The organism is Streptomyces sp. P13-3-3, assembly GCF_050571355.1.
Lineage (GTDB): Bacteria > Actinomycetota > Actinomycetes > Streptomycetales > Streptomycetaceae > Streptomyces > Streptomyces althioticus.
Genome location: NZ_CP192228.1, coordinates 4,981,872 through 4,998,717 on the forward strand (window position 1 = coordinate 4,981,872; position 16,846 = coordinate 4,998,717).

Here is a 16,846-nt window from a genome sequence, read left to right on the forward strand (position 1 = left end):
TGTGACCGGGTTCTCGTGAGGGTCAGCGGGCCAGGGACGCGGGGGTGAGGGCACGCACGTCGAGGACGTCCATCCGCGCGGGCGAGCCGAGCGCGGAGCCGCAGCTCTCGGGGCGGGGCGGCAGGGACGCGCCCTGGGCGACCTCGACGCGCCACCGCCGTCCGTCCACGTGGGCGACCGTCACCTCCCAGCGGGGGGCCTCGCCCTCGGTCCGTACGACGCTCAGCGCCTGCGCGGCGTCCTCGCGCACTGCGCGCCGCACGGCCAGCTCGGCCGCCTGGCCGGGCCGCTCCCACGCGGAGGCGCCACGGCAGCCCTCGGTGACGATGCGCCCCTCCTGCACGCCGTGCAGCACCTCCTTGACGGCGTGCGCCTCCGCCCGCCCGTACGCGTAGCCGTACGGCAGCACCAGCACGGTGGGGGAGAAGCGGTGACCGCCGAGGTGGGTGACCTCCCAGACGCCCTCGACGCCGGAGGAGGCCAGCTCGGCCGCGAGGGGCCTGCCGAGCAGGGCGCAGCAGCGGTCGCGCTTGCCGTTGGTGCAGACGAGAGCGAGGGGGCCGCCGGTGTGGGGCGCGCCGCCCAGCACCGCGTCGAAGCTGCCCGTCTCGCCGCGGCCGAGGGCCGCGAAGTCGAGGTCGAGCAGGCGGGCGGGGTCGGTGGTGGCCGCGGAGTGCAGCCCGACGTTGCCCGGGACGGTGTGGGCGACGTACACGCGGCGCGTGGCGGGCATACGGCTGTCCGCGTGGCGTCCGGGACGCCGGATGAGGGCGATGCGGACGCCGGTGCCCTTGGCGGCGGCCTCCAGGGCGCGGCCCAGGGCGGGATCGAGGTGGCTGGACGTGAGCGCCTTGGCCCCCCACGGGCCGGGCTGCTCCAGCAGAAGCCAGGTCCGCGCGGTGGCCGCGGTCCCCGCGACGGGCTCGTGGAGCGCGCGGGAGGCGGTAGAGCACGTGCTACTCACACAGGTGAGCCTAACCTGAGCTGCGCTTGGGTGCCTTGTTGGCCCACCGAGGCACTGGCGTGCCTCGTCCGCCATTCGAGGCTTGCCGCCGGAATTGTGCGGAGTATCGATTCTTCGACCTGAAAACCCCGTCCGTCGACTAAGTCGGACTCAGCTTGTCGGGTGACTTCCCGTGTCTCGCGCTCCTGTACGTGGAGATCCTGGTTGGATATGATCGCGCGTCGCGCGCTAGCGAGCGCAGATGCTCCTGTCAAGAGAACAGAGGAATTCAGTGAGTCAGATCGTCCGGCGCCTCGGCGTCGCTCCGCGTCTTCGGGGCAGTGCCAGCGGTGCTACCTGCCCCGACCTATTTGAGCTGGCCGATGGCAATTTCGCTGTCATCGGTACGGACGTCACAGACTCACTGGAATCTCAACTTCCCGCTGACGCGGCACGTGCAGACTACGAGCGCATCGTTGTGATCACCAGAGAAACCCTGGTCAAGGCGAAGGCCGACATCCCGGACGCGTAGCTCAGGTATCGGTGGGTGGCTCTCCTACCACCCACCATTCCTCGGTGTCTGCCTCATCAAGTCGTAAGAGCAGGTCGTCGATCAGGTTGCCGAGTTCGGCCTCTTCCGTCCCCTCCAGGCTGTCGCGCTGGTGTCGCGTCGCTTCCCAGTACTCTCTGGCGACCGGATTCTGGAATATGCCTCTGGCGTGCTTGAAGAACTCGTCCAGGGTGTAGTTACCCATGCGGTGGTTCCAGAGCAGGTTGGTGTACAGCGCGTTCGCGAAGAGATACTGGCGGCGCTGTCGTTCGGTGACAGGCACCTCGTAGAGGTCGAGTACCTCTGCGAGGTCGGGGTCGTCGATTGCCTTGCTCAGTAGTTCCCAGTGCAGCCGCTGCTGCATAGCCCGGTTGCTCCACTGCTGGTTGTCGGACTGCTCCTCCAACTTCTCCAGCCGCCGATTGATCGCGTCCAACGTGCCCCGATGTGCCGCCACCGCAGCGATTACCCCTGCAACCATCCCCAGACCGGCTGCGGTGGCGGATTGCAGCTTCCGCAGCCCCACGCTTTTTGTGCCCATGTCAAATACCCCCGATCAGGCCGCCGTCCGCCGGTCGTCGGGTGGTGGGTCGACTTCAGGGAACCGGCGAGCGGTGGGCGGCGCTTGCCGCCTTCCAGGGTGCCGAGCGGCTCTGATCGGCGGGAAGGCGGAGAGGAGGCGCACGGAGGGAAGCGAGGGTCGCACAATCCGGCGCCTTGCCAGACGTCTGCCCCGTGAATGCTGCTAACAATCGTTCACTTCGGGGTCGTTACGGGTACTCGTATCCTGGACCGTCAGTCGTTCGTCCGTGCGCACGCCGTCAGCGAGCCGGTGTGCGCACAGGTGTGAGAGGGGTCGTGTGTCGGAGCGGAGCAGCGGGCCGGGCGGCGGGCGGCAGATTCCGGTGGTCGTACTGGCCGGATTTCTCGGGTCGGGGAAGACCACCCTGCTCAACCACCTCCTCCACCGCAGCGGCGGCAGCCGTATCGGCGCGGTGGTGAACGACTTCGGGGCCGTCGAGATCGACGCCATGGCGGTCGCGGGCGCCCTGGGGGACTCGACCGTCTCGCTCGGCAACGGATGCCTCTGCTGTGCCGTCGACGCCAGTGAGCTCGACGAGTACCTCGAGCGGCTCGCCCGCCCCTCCGCCGGCCTCGACGTCATCGTCATCGAGGCGAGCGGACTGGCCGAACCGCAGGAGCTCGTCCGCATGGTGCTCGCCAGCGAGCTGCCGAACATCGTGTACGGCGGCCTCGTCGAGGTCGTCGACGCCGCCGAGTTCGACGAGACCCGGGCCGCGCACCCCGGCATCGACCGGCATCTGGCGCTCGCCGACCTCGTGGTCGTGAACAAGACCGACCGGGTGGACGACCCGGAGCCCGTGCTGAAGACGGTCGGGGACCTCGTCGACCGCGCGGCCGTGGTGCCCGCCACGCACGGCCGGGTCGACCCCGAGTTCCTCTTCGACTGCCGGCCGGGCGAGGAGCGCGTCGGGCAACTGTCCTTCGACGACCTCCACCGGGACGGCGAGGAGCACGACGCCCATTCCCATCTGCACGCCGGGTACGACACCCTCTCCTTCGTGTCCGGGCGCCCGCTCGACCCCCGGGGCCTCATCGCCTTCCTCGACAGCAGGCCCGCCGGGCTCTACCGCATCAAGGGGTACGTCGACTTCGGCCCGTACGACGTGCGCAACCGGTACGCCGTGCACGCCGTCGGCCGCTTCCTGCGCTTCTACCCGGAGCCGTGGCCGGCCGGCGCCGGGCGGGCGACGCAGCTCGTGCTGATCGGGACCGGCCTCGACACCGCCGCCCTGAGCGCCGGGCTGGAGGGGTGTGTGAGCGACGGCGCCCCACACACCGACGACGAGGCCGGCATGTGGGGCGTCCTGCGCTACGTCCAGGAGGCCGAGGACCCCGCGGCCTAGACCGGCCCCGCCACCACGGCGACCGTCTTGCCCAGGGACACGCCCGACCCGTCGCGGCGCGGGTCGATCTCCGGGAGGTCCACCGCCGTGCCGTTCTTCTGCGCCGCGCGCGCCGGGACGGGGCCCGCCCAGGCCAAGGACAGGCAGTCCTCGCCCTTCAGGAACCGCTGGCAGCGCACGCCGCCGGTGGCCCGGCCCTTGCGCGGGTACTGGTCGAACGGGGTCGCCTTGGCCGTCGTCTGGACGGAGTCGTCCAGCGTGCCGCGCGAGCCCGCGACGGTGAACACCACCGCGTCCGCCGCCGGGTCGACCGCCGTGAAGCTGATGACCTTCGCGCCCTCGCCGAGCTTGATGCCCGTCATGCCGCCCGCCGGACGACCCTGAGGACGCACGATGGAGGCCGGGAAGCGCAGCAGCTGCGCGTCGTCGGTGATGAAGACGAGGTCCTCCTCGCCCGTGCGCAGTTCGGCCGCGCCGACGATCCGGTCGCCCTCCTTGAGGGTGATGACCTCCAGCTCCTCCTTGTTGGAGGGGTAGTCGGGCACCACGCGCTTGACCACGCCCTGCTGGGTGCCGATCGCCAGGCCCGGCGAGGACTCGTCGAGCGTGGTCAGACACACCACCTGTTCCTCGTCCTCCAGGGACACGAACTCCGCCAGCGGCGCGCCGCCCGACAGGTTCGGCACCGGCATCGACTCGGGCAGCTGGGGCAGGTCGATCACGTTGACCCGGAGCAGCCGGCCCGCCGACGTGACCACGCCGATCTCGCCGCGCGCGGTCGCCGGGACCGCCGAGACGATCACGTCGTGCTTGACGCGCTTGCCGCCGGAGGCGTCGGCGAGCGGCCGGTCGTCGGCGGTGCGCGCCAGCAGACCCGTCGACGACAGGAGCACGCGGCACGGGGTGTCCGCCACCTGAAGCGGCACCGTGGCCGGGGCGCCGGCCGACTCCAGCAGCGTCGTGCGCCGGTCGTTGCCGAACTTCTTCGCCACCGAAGCCAGTTCGGACGAGACGAGCTTGCGCAGCTCCGCGTCCGACTCCAGGATCCGGGTCAGCTCCTCGATCTCCGCGTTCAGCCGGTCCTTCTCGGCCTCCAGCTCGATCCGGTCGTACTTGGTGAGGCGGCGCAGCGGGGTGTCCAGGATGTACTGCGTCTGGACGTCGCTCAGCGAGAAGTGCTCGATGAGCCGCTGCTTGGCCTGCGCCGAGTTCTCGCTGGAGCGGATCAGGCGGATGACCTCGTCGATGTCGAGCAGGGCCGTGAGCAGACCCTCGACCAGGTGCAGCCGGTCGCGCTTCTTGCCGCGGCGGAACTCCGAGCGGCGGCGCACCACGGTGAAGCGGTGGTCGAGGTAGACCTCGAGCAGCTCCTTGAGGCCGAGGGTGAGGGGCTGGCCGTCCACCAGCGCCACGTTGTTGATGCCGAAGGACTCCTCCATCGGCGTCAGCTTGTAGAGCTGCTCCAGCACGGCCTCCGGCACGAAGCCGTTCTTGACCTCGATGACCAGGCGCAGGCCGTGCTCGCGGTCGGTGAGGTCCTTGACGTCGGCGATGCCCTGGAGCTTCTTGGAGCCCACCAGGTCCTTGATCTTGGCGATCACCTTCTCGGGGCCCACCGTGAACGGCAGCTCGGTGACGACCAGGCCCTTGCGGCGCGCCGTCACGTCCTCCACGGTCACCGTCGCGCGGATCTTGAACGTGCCGCGGCCGGTCTCGTACGCGTCCCGGATGCCGTTGAGGCCGACGATCCGGCCGCCCGTGGGCAGGTCGGGGCCCGGGACGTGCTTCATCAGGGCGTCGAGGTCGGCGTTCGGGTACCGGATCAGGTGGCGTGCGGCGGCGACGACCTCACGCAGGTTGTGCGGCGGCATGTTGGTCGCCATGCCGACGGCGATGCCCGAGGCGCCGTTCACCAGGAGGTTGGGGAACGCGGCGGGCAGGGCGACCGGTTCCTGCTCCTGACCGTCGTAGTTGGGCGCGAAGTCGACCGTGTCCTCGTCGATGGATTCGGTCATCAGGCTCGTGGCCTCGGCCATGCGGCACTCGGTGTACCGCATGGCGGCCGGCGGGTCGTCGTTGCCCAGCGAGCCGAAGTTGCCGTGGCCGTCCACCAGGGGCAGGCGCATGGAGAACGGCTGCGCCATGCGGACGAGGGCGTCGTAGATCGACGCGTCGCCGTGCGGGTGCAGCTTTCCCATCACCTCGCCCACCACGCGCGCGCACTTGACGTAACCGCGCTCGGGGCGCAGGCCCATCTCGTTCATCTGGTAGACGATGCGGCGGTGCACCGGCTTGAGACCGTCACGCGCGTCGGGCAGGGCGCGGGAGTAGATGACCGAGTACGCGTACTCGAGGAAGGAGCCCTGCATCTCGTCGACGACGTCGATGTCGAGGATCTTCTCCTCGTACGGGTCGTCGGGCGGCGGGGTCTTCGTGCTGCGGCGGGCCATCGCTGCCGGCTCCTTGCTGACGCGTGGGACAGGATCTGACGCGGACCATTGTGGACCTTCGCACTGACAGGGCGGGACCAGGACCCGGGTCCTGCCGCCCGGTTCGGCACGGTACGGCGGCGCGAGCAGGCTACGCGGCTCCGTCGCCGCGCACGTCGCGGGGTCGCCCCACGGCCCGCGTCCACCCCTCCGCGCGCCTGCCCCGCGGACCGCCACCACCCCTCCGCGCGCCGGCACCGCAGAGCGCGTCCACCCCTCGGCGAGGTCGCCCGCGGCCCCCCCGCGCGCCTGCCCCGCGGACCGCGTCCACCCCGCGGCGAGGTCGCCCCGCAGCCCCCGCGCCTGCCCCGCGGACCGCGCCCAACCCCGTCGGCGGGGTCACCCCGCAGACCGCATCCACCTCCCGGCCGGGTCACCCCGGGCCGGCACCGCCCCCGCGTGCGCACGGCTCGCCCCCTCCGCGGCTCACCCCGGCGCACACCCCCACCCGCCCGCACCCCGACAGCGCACGACGGCGCACCCCAGGGAGCGACCCGGCGCACACCCCCCGTCACGCGCCGTGCGCTTCCCACACCTCCCGCACCCCTCACACCACCCGCCCCACCAGGTTCTCGCTCTCGGCGTAGCGGCCCGGTCCGGGAACTCCACCGGCTGTCCGCACGCTTGCATACAGTGGCAGGACCGGCAGAAACGGCGGTGTCGACGACGACCGCCTCCGCGATCGAAGGGACGTACATGCCCATGGGTCACACGGCCACAGCCCAGGCAGGCTCCGGGGGCCTGACAGCGACCGAACACCGCCTGGCCAACGGCCTGCGCGTGGTGCTCTCCGAGGACCACCTGACCCCGGTCGCGGCGGTGTGCCTCTGGTACGACGTGGGCTCACGGCACGAGGTCAAGGGCCGTACCGGCCTGGCTCACCTTTTCGAGCACCTGATGTTCCAGGGCTCCGCCCAGGTGAAGGGGAACGGCCACTTCGAACTGGTGCAGGGCGCCGGCGGCTCGCTCAACGGCACCACCAGCTTCGAGCGGACCAACTACTTCGAGACCATGCCCGCCCACCAGCTGGAGCTCGCCCTCTGGCTGGAGGCCGACCGCATGGGCTCCCTGCTGACCGCCCTGGACGAGGAGTCCATGGAGAACCAGCGGGACGTGGTGAAGAACGAGCGCCGTCAGCGCTACGACAACGTCCCCTACGGCACGGCGTTCGAGAAGCTGACCGCCCTCTCCTACCCGGAGGGCCACCCCTACCACCACACCCCGATCGGGTCGATGGCGGACCTGGACGCGGCGACCCTGGAGGACGCCCGCCAGTTCTTCCGCACGTACTACGCGCCGAACAACGCGGTGCTGTCCGTGGTCGGCGACATCGACCCCGAGCAGACGCTCGCCTGGATCGAGAAGTACTTCGGCTCCATCCCGTCGCACGACGGCAAGCCCGCCCCGCGCGACGGCTCGCTGCCCGACATCATCGGGGAGGAACTGCGCGAGGTCGTCGAGGAGGAGGTCCCCGCGCGGGCGCTGATGGCCGCCTACCGGCTCCCGGAGGACGGCACGCGCGCGAGCGACGCCGCGGACCTGGCGCTCACCGTCCTCGGCGGCGGCGAGTCCTCGCGGATTTACAACCGCCTGGTGCGCCGCGACCGTACGGCCGTCGCGGCCGGGTTCGGCCTGCTGCGGCTGGCCGGGGCGCCGTCCCTGGGCTGGCTGGACGTCAAGACGTCCGGCGACGTCGAGGTGCCGGTGATCGAGGCCGCCATCGACGAGGAGCTCGCCCGGTTCGCCGAGGAGGGCCCCACCGCCGAGGAGATGGAGCGCGCCCAGGCCCAGCTGGAGCGCGAGTGGCTCGACCGGCTCGGCACGGTCGCCGGCCGCGCCGACGAACTGTGCCGCTACGCCGTGCTGTTCGGCGACCCGCAGCTCGCCCTGACCGCCGTGAGCCGGGTCCTGGAGGTGACGGCCGAGGAGGTCCAGGAGGTCGCCAAGGCGCGCCTGCGGCCCGACAACCGCGCCGTGCTCGTCTACGAGCCCGTCGCCCCGGCGGCCGGTGACGCCGCCGACGACACCGAGGAAGCCGCCGCAGCCGGCGCCGACGAGAACGAGGAGGCGGCGAAGTGACCGAGCTCGCCACGATGGAGTTCCACCCCCGGCCGCAGGCGGGCGAGGCCAAGCCCTGGGCCTTCCCGGCCCCCGAGCGCGGCGCCCTCGACAACGGCCTGACGGTGCTGCGCTGCCACCGCCCCGGCCAGCAGGTCGTCGCCGTCGAGGTGGTCCTCGACGCGCCCCTGGACGCGGAGCCGGAGGGCCTGGACGGCGTGGCCACGATCATGGCCCGCGCCTTCTCCGAGGGCACCGACAAGCACTCCGCCGAGGAGTTCGCCGCTGAGCTGGAGCGCTGCGGCGCCACCCTCGACGCGCACGCCGACCACCCCGGCGTCCGCCTCAGCCTGGAGGTGCCCGCCTCGCGGCTCGCCAAGGGGCTCGGACTGGTCGCCGACGCCCTGCGCGCGCCCGCCTTCGCCGACAGCGAGATCGAGCGGCTGGTCCGCAACCGCCTCGACGAGATCCCGCACGAGCTGGCGAACCCGTCCCGCCGCGCCGCGAAGGAGCTCGCCAAGGAGCTGTTCCCGGCGAGCGCGCGCATGTCCCGTCCGCGCCAGGGCACCGAGGAGACCGTCGAGCGCATCGACTCCGCGGCCGTGCGCGGCTTCTACGAGAAGCACGTCCGCCCGGCCACGGCGACCGCCGTGGTGGTCGGCGACCTCACCGGCGTCGACCTGGACGCGCTGCTCGCCGACACCCTGGGCGCCTGGACGGGCTCCCAGGCGCAGCCGCGGCCCGTCCCGCCCGTGGTGGCGGACGACACCGGCCGCGTCGTCATCGTGGACCGGCCCGGCGCCGTGCAGACGCAGCTGCTGCTCGGCCGTACCGGCCCGGACCGCCATGACCGGGTGTGGCCCGCGCAGGTGCTCGGCACGTACTGCCTCGGCGGCACCCTGACCTCCCGTCTGGACCGCGTCCTGCGCGAGGAGAAGGGATACACCTACGGCGTACGGGCGTTCGGCCAGGTGCTGCGCTCGGCCCCCGACGGCACCGGCGCGTCGATGCTGGCCATCAGCGGCTCGGTCGACACCCCCAACACCGGCCCCGCGCTGGACGACCTGTGGACCGTGCTGCGCACGCTGGCCGCCGAGGGCCTCACCGACGACGAGCGTGACGTCGCCGTGCAGAACCTGGTGGGCGTGGCGCCGCTCAAGTACGAGACCGCCGCGGCCGTCGCGAGCACCCTGGCCGATCAGGTCGAGCAGCACCTGCCGGACCACTACCAGGCCGACCTGTACCGGCAGTTGGCGGCGACGGGCACCGTGGAGGCCACGGCGGCCGTCGTGAACGCCTTCCCGGTGGACCGTCTGGTGACCGTGCTCGTCGGTGACGCCGCGCAGATCAAGGCGCCCGTGGAGGCGCTGGGGATCGGCGAAGTCACCGTCGTCCCGGCCGAGTAGGGCCGACGACGGGACGCACGCGTGCGGGAGCCCCGGTGGACGGGTACGTCACCGGGGCTCCCTTATGCCCGAATTGGGGCGGAGGTTGCCCGTCTGCCCTGTGGGATGCGCTACAAAACCCGGGATCCGTTTGAGGATTGCGAGATGTCCCGCTTAGTTTCGTGCGGGCTGTTCGTCGGGCAGTGCGCCGCATCCGCGGCACCGGACAGTCATCGCCGAGTCCCCGTACGGCGCGAGCCAGGGGAGCCGGGGACCCACACGAAGTCCCTGGGGTGAATCGGACGCCCGCGCGTGTCGCGAGGGGGTCCGTAGGAGACCTTCCTGCTCCGAACCCGTCAGCTAACCCGGTAGGCGAGAGGGAAGGAAAGGACCAGCTTGTACATGGCGTTCACCCGCGCCACCGGGAAGCACCGTCGTCCCAGCCGCGTCCAGCGCGGCACCGCCCGCGCCGCGGGCGTCGCGGCCCTCGCGGGCACCGGCGTCGTCGGCTCCCTCGCGGCCCCCGCGCTCGCCGCCGAACCGGCCGCGGCACAGACCGGCCTCACCCCCGTCGTCACCCTCGGCGACGTGGTCGCCGACCGCGTCGACGCCCAGGCCGCCGCCCAGCACGAGGCCGCCCGCGTGGCGGCCCAGGAGGCCGCGCGCAAGGCCGCCGAGGAGGCGGCCCGGGAGCGCGCGGTGGAGGAGGCCGAGAAGGCCCGCGCCGAGAAGGAGCGCGCCGCGCGTGAGGCGGAGCGCAAGCGCCTCAACACCTTCGTCTCCCCGATCCCCGGCTCGTACGTGTCGACCGCGTACCAGAGCGGCGGCGCCATCTGGTCGTCCGGCAGCCACACCGGGATCGACTTCCACGCCGCGAGCGGCACCCCCGTCCAGTCCGTCGGCGTCGGCACGGTCGTCGAGGCCGGCTGGGGCGGCGCGTACGGCAACCAGGTCGTCATCAAGATGCACGACGGCACGTACACCCAGTACGCGCACCTGTCGTCCGTCTCCGTGTCGGCGGGGCAGGAGGTCACCGCCGGCCAGCAGATCGGCGTGTCCGGCGCCACCGGCAACGTCACCGGCGCCCACCTCCACTTCGAGGCGCGCATGTCCGCCGAGTACGGCTCCGACCTCGACCCGGTCTCCTACCTCCGGTCGCACGGCGTGAACATCTGAGGCGCGTCCTAACGCCTTCCGGGCCCCGGCTCCCACGAGCCGGGGCTTTCGCCGTTTTCGAACCCTTCCGCGCGGGCGCCGCCTGTCCAAAAATTATGTATGGATTCCGGTCCGCCGTCGGAAAATGTCGTCGATTGCAATAGAGTCACGAACGGACGTCAATCGTCGACGTTTCACGGGGATTAAGCCGGAGGTCGGTCATGCGTATTCCCGCGCACTCGGTGTGCACGGCGATCCGGGACGACATCGTCGCCGGTGTCTACGAGCGCGGGGGCCGGCTCACCGAGGAACTGCTCGCCCGCCGCTACGGCGTCTCCCGCGTCCCCGTCCGCGAGGCGCTGCGCACCCTGGAGGCCGAGGGGTTCGTGGTGACCCGTCGGCACGCGGGCGCGTGCGTGGCCGAGCCCACCGAGCAGGAGGCCGCCGACCTGCTGGAGATGCGCCAGCTCCTGGAGCCCCTGGGCGCCTCCCGGGCGGCCCAGCGACGCACCGACGCCCATCTCAAGGTGCTCCGCGGCCTGGTCAGGCTGGGACAGGAACGCGCACGTCAGGGCAGCAGCGACGACCTGCGCTCGCTGGGCGGCTGGTTCCACGAGACGCTCGCCCAGGCCTCCGGCAGCCCGGCGCTGACGTCGATGCTGACCCAGCTCAGGCACAAGATCGCCTGGATGTACGCGGTCGACGGGCCGCCCGACCCGGTCGCGTACTGGGCGGAGCACGGCGCGATCGTGGACGCCGTGGCGCGCGGCGACGGCGAACGGGCGCGGTCGCTCACGGCGCTGCACACCGAGCAGGCGAACTCCGGACACCGGCTGCGGTTCGGCTCCGGCGCCGAGCGAGCCGTCCGCACGGACCGTGTGAGGAACTCGCAACATCCCGTAAACATGCCGAGCCTCCGCCATTAACACGGATCCCGTATACAAAGAGGGCGCACATGGCGGGGGCTATTTCTGCTGCCCGGAAATGGGAAAAAGAAAGGCCCGCCCGGATCACCGGGCGGGCCTTTCCGTGTCGCACGGCCGTCGCGTGCGAATTCCGGTTCAGACGGTCTCGGGGAGTTCCTCGAGGCCCTCGGAGACCAGCTTCGCCAGACGGTCGAGGGCGGCGTCCGCGCCCTCGGCGTCGGAGGCGAGGACGATCTCCTCACCACCCTGGGCGCCGAGGCCCAGGACGGCCAGCATCGAGGCCGCGTTGACGGGGGTGCCCCCGGCCTTGGCGATCGTCACCGGGACGCCTGCGGCCGTGGCGGCCCGTACGAAGATGGAGGCGGGGCGGGCGTGGAGACCCTCGGCCCAGCCGACGTTGACGCGGCGCTCAGCCATGTGTTGCTGCCCTTCGCTGTTCAGGGTTGTCTAGACCAGTCTTCCATATCGTGGCGCGTGCCCGGAGCGGCGTCCGGGACGCCCCCGCGGGCCGCCGGGCCGCGGCCTCGGCCCGGCGGTCGTCCACCACAGACTGCCTCGCGCCGCCGCCGGACGCGAGCCGTACTCTGGGGCCCATGCAGACCTCGTCGGACCGCCACGAGTACCCCGCCCACTGGGAGGCCGACGTGGTGCTGCGCGACGGCGGCACCGCGCGCATCCGCCCCATCACCGCCGACGACGCGGAGCGCCTGGTCAGCTTCTACGAGCAGGTGTCCGACGAGTCGAAGTACTACCGCTTCTTCGCGCCCTACCCACGGCTGTCCGCCAAGGACGTGCACCGCTTCACCCACCACGACTTCGTCGACCGGGTCGGGCTCGCGGCGACCGTCGGCGACGACTTCATCGGCACCGTGCGCTACGACCGCATCGGAGCCGGCGGACGGCCCGCCACCGGCGCGGAGGCCGACGAGGCCGAGGTCGCCTTCCTGGTGCAGGACGCCCACCAGGGCCGCGGCGTCGCCTCCGCCCTCCTGGAGCACATCGCCGCCGTCGCCCGCGAGCGCGGCATCCGTCGGTTCGCCGCCGAGGTGCTGCCCGCCAACACCAAGATGATCAAGGTGTTCACCGACGCCGGGTACACCCAGAAGCGCAGCTTCGAGGACGGCGTCGTCCGCCTGGAGTTCGGCCTCGAACCCACCGACCGCTCCCTGGCCGTGCAGTACGCGCGCGAGCAGCGCGCGGAGGCCCGTTCCGTGCAGCGGCTCCTCGCCCCCGGCGCGGTCGCCGTCATCGGCACCGGCCGCACCCCCGGCGGTGTCGGACGCAGCATCCTCGGCAACATCCGCGACGGCGGCTTCACCGGCCGCCTCTACGCCGTCAACGGCGCGCTGCCGGAGGGACAGAAGGAGCTCGACGGGGTACCCGCCTTCCGCTCCGTGCGCGACATCGACGGGCCCGTGGACGTGGCGGTCGTCGCGGTGCCCGCCGAACGGGTCCCCGAGGTCGTCGCCGAGTGCGGCGAGCACGACGTCCAGGGCCTCGTCGTGGTCTCCGCCGGCTACGCCGAGTCCGGCCCCGAGGGCAGGGACCGCCAGCGCGCCCTGGTCCGGCAGGCCCGCAGCTACGGCATGCGGATCATCGGACCCAACTCCTTCGGCGTCATCAACACCGCGCCCGAGGTGCGGCTGAACGCCTCGCTCGCCCCCGAGATGCCCCGCGCGGGACGCATCGGCCTGTTCGCCCAGTCCGGCGCCATCGGCGTCGCGCTGCTGTCCCGCCTGCACCGGCGCGGCGGCGGCGTCACCGGCGTCACCGGCCTGTCCACGTTCGTCTCCTCCGGCAACCGCGCCGACGTCTCCGGCAACGACGTCCTGCAGTACTGGTACGAGGACGCCGACACCGACGTCGCCCTGATGTACCTGGAGTCCATCGGCAACCCCCGCAAGTTCACCCGCCTCGCCCGCCGCACCGCCGCCGCCAAGCCGCTGGTCGTGGTGCAGGGCGCGCGCCACGGGGCGGGACCGCGCGGGCATGCCGTCCGCGCGACCCAGCTGCCGCACGCCACGGTCTCCGCCCTGCTGCGCCAGGCCGGGGTGATCCGCGTGGACACCATCACCGACCTGGTCGACGCGGGCCTGCTGCTCGCCCGCCAGCCCCTCCCCGCCGGACCCCGGGTGGCGATCCTCGGCAACTCCGAGTCCCTGGGCCTGCTCACCTACGACGCCTGCCTCGCCGAGGGGCTGCGCCCGCATCCGCCGCAGGACCTCACCACCGCCGCCTCCGCGGCCGACTTCCACGCCGCGCTCTCCCGCGCGCTGGCCGACGACTCCTCCGACGCCGTCGTCGTGACCGCCATCCCCTCGGTGGGCGAGGGCTCGGTCGGTGACGCGGCCCTGGCGGAGGCGCTGCGCTCGGCCGCCGCCGAGCGGCCCACCAAGCCGGTCCTCGTCGTCCACGTCGAGCTGGGCGGCCTCGCGGAGGCGCTGTCCGCCGCGACGAGCACCGCGCCCCAGCCCGGCGCCGCCTCCGGCCCCGACCCGGCCCCCCGCACGGGGGAGCGCGCGGAACCCCGCCCGACGGCGGACGAGGGCGCCACGGCGGACGACAAGGGCGCGCCTGCACCGTCCCCTGAGGACGCACGCCCCGAGGACGCACGCCCCGACGACGCACCCCCCGAGGGCACCCACCCCCTCCCCGCCTACCCCGCAGCCGAGCGCGCCGTCCGGGCGCTCGCGCAGGCCGTGGCGTACGGGCAGTGGCGGCGGGACGCGGCCGAGCCCGGCAAGGTGCCCGAGTACGAGGACATCGACGAGCGGGGCGCCGCCACCCTCATCGACGGGCTGCTCGCCCGCGGCCAGGGCCTGTCCCTCACCACCGACGCCACCTGCGAACTGCTCGCCGCCTACGGCGTCCACGTCCACCGCGCGCTGCCCGCGCCCACCCCCGACGCCGCCGCCGAGGCCGCCCGCGCCCTCGGTCACCCGGTCGCCCTCAAGGCGACCGCCCCGCACCTCAGGCACCGCGCCGACCTGGGCGGCGTCCGCCTCGACCTCGCCGACGAGGAGCAGTTGCGCCGGGCGTACGCCGAGCTCACCGAGCTGTTCGGCAGCCCGGAGGAGCTGCGCCCCGTGGTGCAGCGCATGGCTCCCCGCGGGGTGGACACCGTGGTCCGCGCGGTCATCGACCCCGCGGCCGGCGCCGTGCTGTCGTTCGGGCTCGCGGGGGCCGCCTCCCAGCTGCTCGGCGACATGGCTCACCGCCTGATCCCGGTCACCGACCGGGACGCCACCTCGCTGGTCCGGTCGATCCGCACGGCCCCGCTGCTGTTCGGCTGGCGCGGCTCGGCGCCCGTCGACACCCCCGCGCTGGAGGAGCTGATGCTGCGGGTGTCCCGCCTGGTCCACGACCACCCGGAGGTCGTCGCGGTCACCCTGGAGCCGGTCGTCGTCGCCCCGCACGGCGTCAGCGTCCTCGGCGCCTCCGTACGTCTCGCGCCGCCGCCCGCCCGGGACGACCTCGGGCCCCGGACGCTCCCCGCGTACTGACCCGGGGCGAGCGGTGCCTCGCAGTCGGTGGCCACCCGTAGGATGGGCCACATGGCCAAGACCAGTACGACGACCCAGGGGCTGCGGGCGGCGATCGAGCGCAGCGGCTACTACCCGGCCCTCGTGGCCGAGGCGGTGGAGGCCGCCGTGGGCGGCGAGCCCGTCCGGTCGTATCTGGTCCACCAGGAGACGACGTTCGACCAGAACGAGGTGCGGCGGCACGTGACCGTGCTCGTCCTCACCGCCAACCGCTTCATCGTCAGCCACACCGACGAGCAGGCCGCGGACAGCACGTCCCCGGCCCCCTACGCCACCACGTCCACCGAGTCGGTCAAGCTCGGCCGGATCTCGTCGATCGTGGTCAGCCGCGTGGTCGCCAACCCGGAGTCGTACAAGCCGGGCACGCTGCCGCGCGAGATCGTGCTCACCATCGGCTGGGGCGCGGTCTCCCGCATCGACCTGGAGCCGGCCGCCTGCGGCGACCCCGACTGCGAGGCCGACCACGGCTACACGGGCAGCTCGACGGCCGACGACCTGAGCCTGCGCGTCAGCGAGGCCGGCGACGGCCCGGAGACCGTGCGCCAGGCGCTCACCTTCGCCCAGGCCCTGTCCGAGGCGACCGCGGACCTGCGCTGATGGCTCACCCTCCGCCCGCCGCCCACGACCGGGGACACCTGGCGCCCGACGTCTGGGACACCCACCCGGAGCCCCTCCCCGTCGGCTCCGCGCCCGTCCCGGCCTACGGCACCGGCTCCCTGGCCGACCTGCTGCCCACCCTCGCCGCCGGCCTCGGCGTCCCCGGCATGACCGCGGGCATCGGCGAGCTCACCCCCGCCGACCGCAACTGCGTCTTCCTCATCGACGGCCTCGGCTGGGAGCAGCTCAAGGCCCACCCGGAGGAGGCGCCGTTCCTGACGTCCCTGCTGTCCGCCTCGCGCGGCGGCACCGGACGCCCGATCACCGCCGGCTACCCGGCGACCACCGCGACCTCCCTCGCCTCCGTCGGCACCGGCCTGCCCCCGGGCGCCCACGGCCTGCCCGGCTACACCGTGCGCGACCCGGACACCGGCGAGCTGATGAACCAGCTGCGCTGGCAGCCCTGGACCCCGCCGGGCGCCTGGCAGCCGTACCCGACGGTGTTCGAGCTGGCGCACCGCGCGGGCGTGCACGCCGCGCAGGTGTCCTCCCCGACCTTCGCCAACACCCCGTTGACCAAGGTCGCGCTGAGCGGCGGCACCTTCCAGGGGCGGCTGTCCGGCGAGGACCGCATGGACACCGCCGCCGAGCAACTGGCCGCCGGAGACCGCTCGCTGGTCTACACGTACTACGCCGAGGTCGACGGCGCCGGCCACCGCTTCGGCGTCGACTCCGACACCTGGCGCGGCCAGTTGATGTACGTGGACCGCCTGGTGCAGCGCCTCGCCGAGCAACTCCCGCCGCGCAGCGCCCTCTACGTCACCGCCGACCACGGCATGGTCGACATCCCCTTCGACGAGACGCACCGCATCGACTTCGACGAGGACTGGGAGCTGAAGGCGGGCGTCGCCCTGCTCGGCGGCGAGGGCCGGGCCCGCCACGTGTACGCGGTGCCGGGCGCCGCGGGCGACGTGCTGGCGTGCTGGCGCGAGGTGCTCGGCGAGCAGTTCTGGGTCGCCTCCCGCGACGAGGCGATCGCCGCGGGCTGGTTCGGGCCGGAGGTCGACGACCGGGTGTACCACCGGATCGGCGACGTGATCGCCGCCGCCAGGGACGACGTCCTGCTCATCGCCTCGGAGCGGGAGCCCAGGGAGTCGGCGATGGTCGGCAACCACGGTTCCATGACCCCTGCCGAGCAGCTGGTCCCGCTGCTCGAAGTACGCTCCTGACGCGCTCCGCCGTCCCTGACCCCTGCCGAAAGGTTGCCGACCCC

General features: G+C 72.8%; 13 protein-coding genes and 1 riboswitch. Of the genes, 9 read left to right on the forward strand and 4 right to left on the reverse strand.

Annotated features, from left to right (window positions below):
- Positions 1-22: 22 nt before the first annotated feature.
- Positions 23-964, reverse strand: a complete 942-nt coding sequence (locus ACQZOG_RS22750) for a sucrase ferredoxin (protein ID WP_230229299.1) — start codon at positions 962-964, stop codon at positions 23-25.
- Between the two features lie 241 nt (positions 965-1,205).
- Between ACQZOG_RS22750 and ACQZOG_RS22755 the strand changes: the two genes are divergently transcribed.
- Entirely contained in the window at positions 1,206-1,475 is a 270-nt protein-coding gene (locus ACQZOG_RS22755; protein ID WP_051724681.1) for a hypothetical protein, read from the forward strand.
- Position 1,476: 1 nt separating this feature from the next.
- Here ACQZOG_RS22755 and ACQZOG_RS22760 read toward each other — a convergent pair whose 3' ends face one another.
- On the reverse strand, positions 1,477-2,034 hold the full coding sequence (locus ACQZOG_RS22760) for a DUF6082 family protein (protein WP_033277870.1): 558 nt from the start codon (positions 2,032-2,034) through the stop codon (positions 1,477-1,479).
- Positions 2,035-2,353: 319 nt separating this feature from the next.
- On the opposite strand from ACQZOG_RS22760, the gene ACQZOG_RS22765 reads away from it, so the two are divergent.
- A complete protein-coding gene (locus ACQZOG_RS22765) occupies positions 2,354-3,421 on the forward strand; it encodes a CobW family GTP-binding protein (protein WP_230229300.1) in 1,068 nt (355 codons plus the stop codon).
- Here ACQZOG_RS22765 and ACQZOG_RS22770 read toward each other — a convergent pair.
- Positions 3,418-5,871, reverse strand: a complete 2,454-nt coding sequence (locus ACQZOG_RS22770; RefSeq protein ID WP_037642036.1) for a DNA gyrase/topoisomerase IV subunit A — start codon at positions 5,869-5,871, stop codon at positions 3,418-3,420. The two genes, ACQZOG_RS22765 and ACQZOG_RS22770, sit on opposite strands and share 4 nt — an antisense overlap.
- A 735-nt stretch (positions 5,872-6,606) precedes the next feature.
- On the opposite strand from ACQZOG_RS22770, the gene ACQZOG_RS22775 reads away from it, so the two are divergent.
- The 4 genes from ACQZOG_RS22775 to ACQZOG_RS22790 all read left to right on the forward strand — a co-directional run bounded on the left by ACQZOG_RS22775 (position 6,607) and on the right by ACQZOG_RS22790 (position 11,434).
- Complete coding sequence (locus ACQZOG_RS22775; RefSeq protein ID WP_033277885.1) at positions 6,607-7,989, forward strand: M16 family metallopeptidase; 1,383 nt, start codon at positions 6,607-6,609, stop codon at positions 7,987-7,989.
- Positions 7,986-9,374 carry a M16 family metallopeptidase gene (locus tag ACQZOG_RS22780; RefSeq protein WP_033277867.1) on the forward strand — a complete coding sequence of 463 codons (1,389 nt, stop codon included), beginning with the start codon at positions 7,986-7,988 and terminating at the stop codon, positions 9,372-9,374. Before ACQZOG_RS22775 ends, ACQZOG_RS22780 begins: the two co-directional genes overlap by 4 nt.
- 203 nt (positions 9,375-9,577) lie before the next feature.
- Positions 9,578-9,743, forward strand: a riboswitch (cyclic di-AMP (ydaO/yuaA leader).
- A 12-nt stretch (positions 9,744-9,755) separates the two neighbouring features.
- On the forward strand, positions 9,756-10,529 hold the full coding sequence (locus tag ACQZOG_RS22785; protein ID WP_033277866.1) for a M23 family metallopeptidase: 774 nt from the start codon (positions 9,756-9,758) through the stop codon (positions 10,527-10,529).
- A 200-nt stretch (positions 10,530-10,729) separates the two neighbouring features.
- Positions 10,730-11,434, forward strand: coding sequence for a GntR family transcriptional regulator (locus ACQZOG_RS22790; RefSeq protein ID WP_033277865.1), 705 nt, complete (start codon positions 10,730-10,732; stop codon positions 11,432-11,434).
- A 135-nt stretch (positions 11,435-11,569) separates the two neighbouring features.
- Here the strand turns inward: ACQZOG_RS22790 and ACQZOG_RS22795 are convergent, their stop codons facing one another.
- Entirely contained in the window at positions 11,570-11,851 is a 282-nt protein-coding gene (locus ACQZOG_RS22795; protein WP_030235221.1) for an HPr family phosphocarrier protein, read from the reverse strand.
- A gap of 176 nt (positions 11,852-12,027) precedes the next feature.
- Here ACQZOG_RS22795 and ACQZOG_RS22800 point away from each other — a divergent pair, with 176 nt between their 5' ends.
- From ACQZOG_RS22800 to ACQZOG_RS22810, 3 genes are read left to right on the forward strand one after another with little or no spacing between them, the layout of a single operon-like run.
- Positions 12,028-14,937, forward strand: coding sequence for a GNAT family N-acetyltransferase (locus tag ACQZOG_RS22800; protein ID WP_203549995.1), 2,910 nt, complete (start codon positions 12,028-12,030; stop codon positions 14,935-14,937).
- 51 nt (positions 14,938-14,988) lie between these two features.
- Positions 14,989-15,573, forward strand: coding sequence for a DUF5998 family protein (locus ACQZOG_RS22805; RefSeq protein ID WP_033277863.1), 585 nt, complete (start codon positions 14,989-14,991; stop codon positions 15,571-15,573).
- Positions 15,573-16,802: an alkaline phosphatase family protein gene (locus tag ACQZOG_RS22810; RefSeq protein WP_203549994.1), complete on the forward strand. Its 1,230-nt coding sequence runs from the start codon at positions 15,573-15,575 to the stop codon at positions 16,800-16,802. Before ACQZOG_RS22805 ends, ACQZOG_RS22810 begins: the two co-directional genes overlap by 1 nt.
- The last annotated feature ends 44 nt before the right edge of the window (positions 16,803-16,846 follow it).